A 5,625-nucleotide genomic window follows, 5' to 3' on the forward strand; every position below is an offset into this window, starting at 1 on the left:
GGTTAAGATATTTACTAATATATTGAATCATAATGATATTTAAATTTATTTTTCTCTAGCCAGAGATTTTCAGTGAAAACAAGGCGAATTTACGCGTCAATAGCGGGCCTATTGCAAGTAAATTCAACGCAGTTAGCGCTGAAAATAGCTGCTCAAGATAGATTTATTATCCAGAGTTCAGGTTAAATAGCTATTTAGCTATAAAAACATCAATAGTTGTAAAAATAAAAGCGATAAATATCAACCCGATCAATGTGCTTTAACCATTACCAAATCACTTCTATTAACCATCTAATAATGACGATTAATATACTAAAAATAAAAACAATTATGAAAGCAAGATAATGAAGCATAAATATCATACCCCCCTCACCAGCGTCTTCAATAAAAGGTATTAAAAAATACCCATACACAAACCAAATAGTTGCATAGGTAATAAAATGAATAAAATAACTATCTGCAAATATCAATATAGAAGAACTATAGACTGCCATAATGACAGGCATGCAAAAAAACAAAATCATAAAAGTCAGGTATAACTTTTCATAAATATTATTCACGAACTTTTTTAAATTACCGATAGGTTTAACGTCTTCATTCAACCTTTTATTAAGCAACTCACGTACCGACATATTGTGATTTTTTGCTTCAATTTCAATATCATACTCTTTGACCTTTTCGCGTTCTTTTCGTATGGAATACGCCCAAAAAAGTAAAGTAGAAAAAGTTATAATACTCATCAAAAATAATGCATAGTAGCCATACTCAGGCTTTAGTAATGATAACAACATTTAAATTCCTTTTTATATTATCCAGTATGCTTAACTGTCAGTTTTAACTATATAGCTTAAGCTGACTAATAATTTTAAGCACTTATCTTTTTCCCCAAACTAATAATTTAAGATATATTATCAACTGAGTACCCCCCCCTTTAAATGGATTTTATAAAAATGAAAAATATTATAACTTACACTAATAATTTAAAAGAACACAAGTGGGATGATTTTCACTTTGATTTAATAAAAATAAATACACTGCCAGAGTTTGAAAATTTAGATGGCTTTGATGCTATGGATATTTTTAGCGAATCTATTTTTAAAGAAATACAAAATATAACAGCAAAGAGTACGTTAAAGTTACTCATTATTACCCCAGATTCAACGTCAGAAAAAGCGTATGGTATTGCTTTTTTACAGGACAAAGAAATTTTAACCATGGAAATAGAAGCAACGCCTTTATTTAATCAGTGGCTTAGCTCAATTAATGACGATGCATCAATACCTAAAGTATATACGTTTACAAGTAATAGCAACTCAAGTCGGCCCCTTTTTAACTACGAAAAAGAGCTTACTCATAAAGGTATGGGGGAGTTTATTTGCAGCCAAGTTCCAAATAGCTTTATTGCTGAAAAGTTAAGTAAGGAAAAAGCGGACTTTTTAACGCCTTTTATACAGCTCAATGCATGTGATGACTTTGAATTGATTGAACAATATTTTAAAACGTTGGTAAAACAAAATAACCTCAACGTTATTGAACCCAAAAACAATGAGGCTATTTATGCTGAATTTGAAAACGAAGCCGGCTTTGCATTCCCAGCTATACTAAAATCGTTTTTAACACTACATAATGGTGTCGAAAATACAGCATTTATGAGCGTTCAACGCATTTTAAAAGAATGGCGCGACTGGCAGTCTATTTATAATGAATGGACTCAAGAAGAGTTATTCGACACCGATAATGAAAGTAATACAAAAACCGTACCCATGTACGTTACTCCTTATTGGATACCGTTTTTTAAATTGGGTGGCGGAAACTTTATAGCACTGGATTTTGCACCAAATACCAAAGGCACATCAGGCCAAGTAGTATCATTTGGCGCAGATGAACAAAGTGCCATTTACGAGGCTAAAACGTTAAGTGAGTTTCTAAAAGGCTTTATTACTGCCGATAGCTCAAACAATTAAAGTATCTACCTTATTGCACCTCCCCTTAAATAAACGCTCTAATGATTACTTTGAGAGCGTTTATTTAATTTATTAGACACTTAAATTACGTTCAAAATTTACAATATCAACGCCGGCTTTTACTTTATATAACTGCGCTAAGCGCCCGCCAGATTTAACTTTTTCATCTAGTGTTTCAAACATATCAGCAGCCTCAATACGTCTAATTATACTTTTACGCTGAACAGGTTTACCTATAATAGTTTCAATTACTGACTTCAATTGCCCTACGGTAAAATGCTCTGGCAAACAATAAACAGGCGCCATTGAATACAATGCTTTTTGCTTTAAACGATCTTTAGCTTGCTCAATAATATGTTTATGATCAAAAGCCACTGGTAAATCACTAACTTTTTCAACATCAATCCACTTTGCATCATCAACTGTTTCTATGTGGGTTGATACTTGCGCCTCTGCAATTAAAGCAAAATAAACTAAAGTGACACTAAATCCTCTAGGGTCGCGATTAATGCCTGAGTATGTTTGTAATTGCTCTAAATATTGAGGCGCCACACTGGTTTTTTCTTTAAGCTTTCTAAGCGCCGTCATACTCACGCTATCGTCAATGTCTATATCAACAAACCCACCAGGAAGTCCCCATCGACCAGCAAAAGGCTCGCTCGCACGCTTAACCATGAGCACTTTTAGAGCACCGTTTTTAACAGTAAACAGCACACTATCAACTGTAAATAATGGGTTTTTGTATTCAGTAATATCGTAATGATTAGTCATTGCATGCCCATGCAAAGTTAATGTCTTAATGACACAATAAATCAAACATATCTCAATTTCAACCTACAGTACAATTACAGACATACTATATGTTCAGTGATTTAGTTTAAAAAATAGCTTGATTACTATAGGTACATTTGATAATTTAATTGTGTCGCTAGGACACAAACATTAAAAGGACAAAAAATGAAAGTATTTAGCTATGACTCAACAGGAAGTAAATCGTTAGTTGATTATGATAATTTCACTTTTTCTGGTGGTGAAGAGCATGTCAGATTTAACGCCGCTAATTTTTCAGACTCTATAAAAATAGAGATTTTTGAACGACTAACCAATTCTTCAAAAATGGTTAGATTAATGATTGCTGTCGATGCGTTAAAAAGATTAACAAATGACAGCACGCCTATCGAACTTGTTATTCCCTACTTTCCTTATGCACGGCAAGACCGTGTATGCGTTGAAGGAGAAGCTTTAGGCGCTGCTGTTATGGCTAACTTTATTAATAGCTTAAATTTTTCAAAGGTTACTATTTGGGATGCCCATAGCGATGTATCCCCAGCTTTAATTAATAAAGTAATCAATGTTGAACAAATTTCATTACTTGAGCGCTCTGAAGAACTAAGCCAAAGACTCTTGCAAGGCGAATTAACACTCATCTCTCCAGATGCAGGAGCAAGTAAAAAAACTATTAAAATTTCAGAAAAGTTCAATGGCGTACCTGAGGTTATTCAAGCTCAAAAAGTGAGAAACTTAAAAACAGGCGAAATAATCAAAACCGAAATTATTGGTGATGTTAAAGGTAAAAGCGTGCTTATTGCCGATGATATTTGTGACGGCGGCAGAACCTTTATCGAACTGGCCAAGGTACTAAAAAGTAATGGCGCTGTTGAAGTTTCTCTTTTTATTACTCACGGTATTTTTTCAAAGGGGCTTGATGTTTTTGAGGGCCTGATAGAGCGTATTTATACAACAGATTCGTTTAAACCGGCTAATGAGTTTAAAAATAGTAATACCATTAGTTTACAAATAATTGAGATGTAAGGAAAACACCATGACTATTACAGCTGCAAGTATGCAAAAAGATGTTTATAAAGAATTCCATAGCCGCGCTTATCACCCTGACGTAAGTGAGGTATATGCAAACTTCACATCAAGAAGCGGAAAACTTAGCAACATAGAAAATAACGATAAAGTTGCGTTTGTTGGCCTTCAATACTTTATTAAAAGTTATCTTTTAGAAGAATGGAGTGAGTTTTTTAAAGCTGATAAAGCAACCGCAGTTGCTAATCACAAGCGTATTATGAGCTCAATGCTTGGCTATACAGTTGATGTAAAGTATTTAGAAGACTTACACGATTTAGGTTACTTGCCACTAAAAATTAAAGCATTACCGGAGGGAACGCTAGTCCCTTATTTAGTACCTCCTATGACGATAGTAAATACTAAAGCTGGCTTTCAATGGTTAACAAATATGATTGAAACAGTATTGAGCTGCGAAAACTGGCCAATACAAACCAGTACGACAACTTCTGTCGCATATTTAAAAGTATTTAAAGAATTTGCACAAAAAACAGGAATGCCTATGGAATTTGTGCCGTTTCAAGGCCATGACTTTAGCTTTAGAGGTATGTTTGGCAAACACGCTGCGGCAATGAGTGGCTTTGGGCATTTAGCATCAGGACTGGTAGGTACAGATACCATTCCCGCTGTTTTATTTGCAGAAAAATATTACGGAGCAAATGTAGATAACGAGCTCGTTGGCTGCTCTGTTGATGCAACTGAACACTCGGTTACCTGCTCATGGATTATGGAAGGTGAAATAGAGTTTTTTAAGTACTTAATGAAAGAGCAATCACCAAAAGGGATTTTAAGTGTTGTATCTGACACATGGGATTTTTGGACGTTAGTAACTGATTATCTACCTCAGTTAAAAAGCGAAATTATGGCGCGCGATGGCACCTTAGTTATACGTCCCGACTCGGGCGACCCTGTTAAAGTATTAACGGGTTACAAGGTTTCACCTATCTCTGATTACAGTGAGTTATTTGAAACACAAAAAGAAGCTGAAAAAGAGACTATTCAAAATGGCTTTGAGGCATATCGCTTTAACGGTCAATACTTTGGATTTGAAGATAACAACACTATTGAACTGATGGAATGTGAAGTTAAAGGACTTATAGAATGCCTATGGGATATATTTGGCGGCACAACAACATCAAAAGGTTATAAACTGCTTGATGATCATATTGGCGCTATTTACGGCGACGCTATAACACTAACCCGCCAACGCCAAATTTTACAACGCCTAATGGATAAAGGGTTTGCATCAAAAGTAGTGCTTGGTATTGGCTCTTACAGCTACCAATATGTAACACGTGATACGCATGGCTCTGCTGTAAAAGCAACGAGCGTAGTTAAAGCTGGTGAACGTTTGGCTATTTTTAAAGATCCAAAAACTGATTCAAAGAAAAAGTCAGCTAAAGGGCTTTTAAAAATCGACAGAGTAAACGGCGAACTCACTTTGTTTGATGACGTAACCGAGCAAGAAGAAGCGCAAGGTTTATTAGAGGTCGTTTTTGAAAACGGCAAAATAGTGAAAGAAACCACATTAAGCGAAATAAGAAGCTTAGTAGATCAACAAATTTAATTCTTATTAACGAGAATAAACCGCCGTAGTGATACAGCGGTTTTCAATTGTGGATTGTTGGTATTTAAAATTTAAATTTGTCAAAAATGATAATTATTACTAATTAACCTGAACTCTGGTTAAGAGATTTACTAACGCATTGAATTATGGTGATATTTAAATTTATTTTCTCTAGCCAGAGATTTTCTGTGATAACAAGGCGAATTTACGCGTCAATAGCGGGGCTATTGCGAGTAAATTCAA

At 34.8% G+C, this 5,625-nt stretch carries 5 protein-coding genes; 3 read left to right on the forward strand and 2 right to left on the reverse strand.

What is annotated here, in order from left to right:
• Window positions 1-266 precede the first annotated feature (266 nt).
• Window positions 267-791, reverse strand: coding sequence for a hypothetical protein (locus CWB66_RS18365; RefSeq protein WP_138586504.1), 525 nt, complete (start codon window positions 789-791; stop codon window positions 267-269).
• 159 nt (window positions 792-950) lie between these two features.
• Between CWB66_RS18365 and CWB66_RS18370 the strand changes: the two genes are divergently transcribed.
• On the forward strand, window positions 951-1,964 hold the full coding sequence (locus tag CWB66_RS18370) for an SMI1/KNR4 family protein (protein WP_138586505.1): 1,014 nt from the start codon (window positions 951-953) through the stop codon (window positions 1,962-1,964).
• Window positions 1,965-2,036: 72 nt separating this feature from the next.
• On the opposite strand, the gene CWB66_RS18375 is transcribed toward CWB66_RS18370, so the two are convergent.
• Window positions 2,037-2,735: an NUDIX hydrolase gene (locus CWB66_RS18375; protein ID WP_077535865.1), complete on the reverse strand. Its 699-nt coding sequence runs from the start codon at window positions 2,733-2,735 to the stop codon at window positions 2,037-2,039.
• Between the two features lie 186 nt (window positions 2,736-2,921).
• Here CWB66_RS18375 and prs point away from each other — a divergent pair, with 186 nt between their 5' ends.
• Both prs and CWB66_RS18385 read left to right on the forward strand, forming a co-directional pair.
• Window positions 2,922-3,776 (forward strand): ribose-phosphate diphosphokinase, encoded by an 855-nt coding sequence (gene prs / locus CWB66_RS18380; RefSeq protein WP_138586506.1) that lies wholly within the window; start codon window positions 2,922-2,924, stop codon window positions 3,774-3,776.
• A 10-nt stretch (window positions 3,777-3,786) separates the two neighbouring features.
• Window positions 3,787-5,382 carry a nicotinate phosphoribosyltransferase gene (locus tag CWB66_RS18385; RefSeq protein WP_138586507.1) on the forward strand — a complete coding sequence of 532 codons (1,596 nt, stop codon included), beginning with the start codon at window positions 3,787-3,789 and terminating at the stop codon, window positions 5,380-5,382.
• The last annotated feature ends 243 nt before the right edge of the window (window positions 5,383-5,625 follow it).

Origin of the sequence: Pseudoalteromonas sp. S558, from assembly GCF_005886635.1 — a bacterium.
GTDB classification, from domain to species: domain Bacteria; phylum Pseudomonadota; class Gammaproteobacteria; order Enterobacterales; family Alteromonadaceae; genus Pseudoalteromonas; species Pseudoalteromonas aliena.

What these genes read in the sequence shown, in the direction of transcription:
- CWB66_RS18375 (WP_077535865.1), bottom strand. Translation starts at nt 2,735, where the DNA reads ATGACTAATCATTACGATATTACTGAATACAAAAACCCATTATTTACA.
- prs (WP_138586506.1), top strand. Translation starts at nt 2,922, where the DNA reads ATGAAAGTATTTAGCTATGACTCAACAGGAAGTAAATCGTTAGTTGAT.
- CWB66_RS18365 (WP_138586504.1), bottom strand. Translation starts at nt 791, where the DNA reads ATGTTGTTATCATTACTAAAGCCTGAGTATGGCTACTATGCATTATTT.
- CWB66_RS18370 (WP_138586505.1), top strand. Translation starts at nt 951, where the DNA reads ATGAAAAATATTATAACTTACACTAATAATTTAAAAGAACACAAGTGG.
- CWB66_RS18385 (WP_138586507.1), top strand. Translation starts at nt 3,787, where the DNA reads ATGACTATTACAGCTGCAAGTATGCAAAAAGATGTTTATAAAGAATTC.